The organism is Pseudoalteromonas sp. Isolate3, assembly GCF_022398505.1.
GTDB classification, from domain to species: Bacteria; Pseudomonadota; Gammaproteobacteria; order Enterobacterales; family Alteromonadaceae; genus Pseudoalteromonas; species Pseudoalteromonas apostichopi.
In genome coordinates, this window is the sequence record NZ_JAKEVN010000215.1 from 1 (window position 1) to 2,744 (window position 2,744).

At 48.2% G+C, this 2,744-nt stretch carries 1 rRNA gene; it reads left to right on the plus strand.

The window, feature by feature from the left end:
* Window positions 1–298: 298 nt before the first annotated feature.
* A 23S ribosomal RNA gene (locus L1D46_RS20270) occupies window positions 299–2,744 on the plus strand; the annotation flags it as partial.

Here is a 2,744-nt window from a genome sequence, read left to right on the forward strand (position 1 = left end):
GGGGCTGGATCACCTCCTTATACGATTTAGAACTTATTTGTTCGTAGTGTCCACACAGATGATTGTTAGTTAGCTAAACCRCTTGGTTTAACTAATTAATATGCTCTTTAAAAATTTGGAAAGCTGATATTAAAATTCTTATAGATACTTGTATCTATAAAGAGTTTTCAAAAGTAAAAAATATGCCATTAATCGAAAGATTAATTGGTATCTACTTTAGTATTCTCATCATTATTTGATGAATTAACTTCTGGCGAAGTTAACAGCTGTCACTAACAAAGACCCGTTTGGGTTGTATGGTTAAGTGACTAAGCGTACACGGTGGATGCCTTGGCAGTTGGAGGCGATGAAGGACGTATTAACTTGCGATAAGCCTAGTCAAGCTAGTAAAAAGCGCTTGAGACTAGGATTTCCGAATGGGGAAACCCACCTGCTTGCAGGTATCGTTAACTGAATACATAGGTTAACGAGGCGAACGCGGAGAACTGAAACATCTAAGTACCCGTAGGAAMAGAAATCAACCGAGATTCCGGAAGTAGCGGCGAGCGAAACCGGACCAGCCCTTAAGCTTATTATGTGTTAGTGAAACATTCTGGAAAGTTTGACGATACAGGGTGATAGTCCCGTACACGAAAATGCATCTTAAGTGAAATCGAGTAGGTCGGAGCACGTGAAACTTTGACTGAATATAGGTGGACCATCATCTAAGGCTAAATACTCCCAACTGACCGATAGTGAACCAGTACCGTGAGGGAAAGGCGAAAAGAACCCCTGTGAGGGGAGTGAAATAGAACCTGAAACCGTGTACGTACAAGCAGTAGGAGCCCTTCGAGGGTGACTGCGTACCTTTTGTATAATGGGTCAGCGACTTATATTTTGTAGCGAGGTTAACCGATTAGGGTAGCCGTAGTGAAAGCGAGCGTTAACTGCGCGTTTAGTTGCAAGGTATAGACCCGAAACCCGGTGATCTAGCCATGGGCAGGTTGAAGGTTGAGTAACATCAACTGGAGGACCGAACCCACTAACGTTGAAAAGTTAGGGGATGACCTGTGGCTAGGAGTGAAAGGCTAATCAAACCGGGAGATAGCTGGTTCTCCCCGAAATCTATTTAGGTAGAGCCTCGGACGAATACTTACGGGGGTAGAGCACTGTTAAGGCTAGGGGGTCATCCCGACTTACCAACCCTTTGCAAACTCCGAATACCGTAAAGTACTATCCGGGAGACACACGGCGGGTGCTAACGTCCGTCGTGAAGAGGGAAACAACCCAGACCGCCAGCTAAGGTCCCAAAGTCATAGTTAAGTGGGAAACGATGTGGAAAGGCCCAGACAGCCAGGAGGTTGGCTTAGAAGCAGCCATCCTTTAAAGAAAGCGTAATAGCTCACTGGTCGAGTCGGTCTGCGCGGAAGATGTAACGGGGCTAAACTATGCACCGAAGCTGCGGATTCAAAMTTTGTTTGAGTGGTAGGGGAGCGTTCTGTAAGCCGTTGAAGGTGTACCGGGAGGTATGCTGGAGGTATCAGAAGTGCGAATGCTGACATGAGTAACGATAATGCGGGTGAAAAACCCGCACGCCGGAAGACCAAGGGTTCCTATCCCATGTTAATCAGGGTAGGGTAAGTCGACCCCTAAGGCGAGGCCGAAAGGCGTAGTCGATGGGAAACGGGTTAATATTCCCGTACTTGGTATAATTGCGATGGGGGGACGGAGCAGGCTAAACAAGCATGGCGTTGGTTGTCCATGTGAAAGTGAGTAGGTTGAGAGTTTAGGAAAATCCGGACTCTTAAGACTGAGACACGAGACGAGCACCCAAGGGTGTGAAGTTGTTGATGCCATACTTCCAGGAAAAGCCTCTAAGCTTCAGATTATACCGAATCGTACCCCAAACCGACACAGGTGGTCAGGTAGAGAATACTAAGGCGCTTGAGAGAACTCGGGTGAAGGAACTAGGCAAAATCGTACCGTAACTTCGGGAGAAGGTACGCTCCTATCTGTGATGAGACTTGCTCTCTAAGCGGACGGGAGCCGCAGTGACCAGGTGGCTGGGACTGTTTATTAAAAACACAGCACTGTGCAAAATCGCAAGATGACGTATACGGTGTGACACCTGCCCGGTGCCGGAAGGTTAATTGATGGGGTTAGTTTTCGGACGAAGCTCTTGATCGAAGCCCCGGTAAACGGCGGCCGTAACTATAACGGTCCTAAGGTAGCGAAATTCCTTGTCGGGTAAGTTCCGACCTGCACGAATGGTGTAACCATGGCCACGCTGTCTCCACCCGAGACTCAGTGAAATTGAAATCGCAGTGAAGATGCTGTGTACCCGCGGCTAGACGGAAAGACCCCGTGAACCTTTACTACAGCTTGGCACTGAACATTGAACCTACATGTGTAGGATAGGTGGGAGGCTTTGAAGCAGAGACGCTAGTCTTTGTGGAGCCGTCCTTGAAATACCACCCTTGTAGTTTTGATGTTCTAACGTTGGYCCCTAATCGGGRTTACGGACAGTGCCTGGTGGGTAGTTTGACTGGGGCGGTCTCCTCCCAAAGAGTAACGGAGGAGCACGAAGGTTGGCTAAGTACGGTCGGACATCGTACGGTTAGTGTAATGGTAGAAGCCAGCTTAACTGCGAGACAGACACGTCGAGCAGGTACGAAAGTAGGTCATAGTGATCCGGTGGTTCTGAATGGAAGGGCCATCGCTCAACGGATAAAAGGTACTCCGGGGATAACAGGCTGATACCGCCC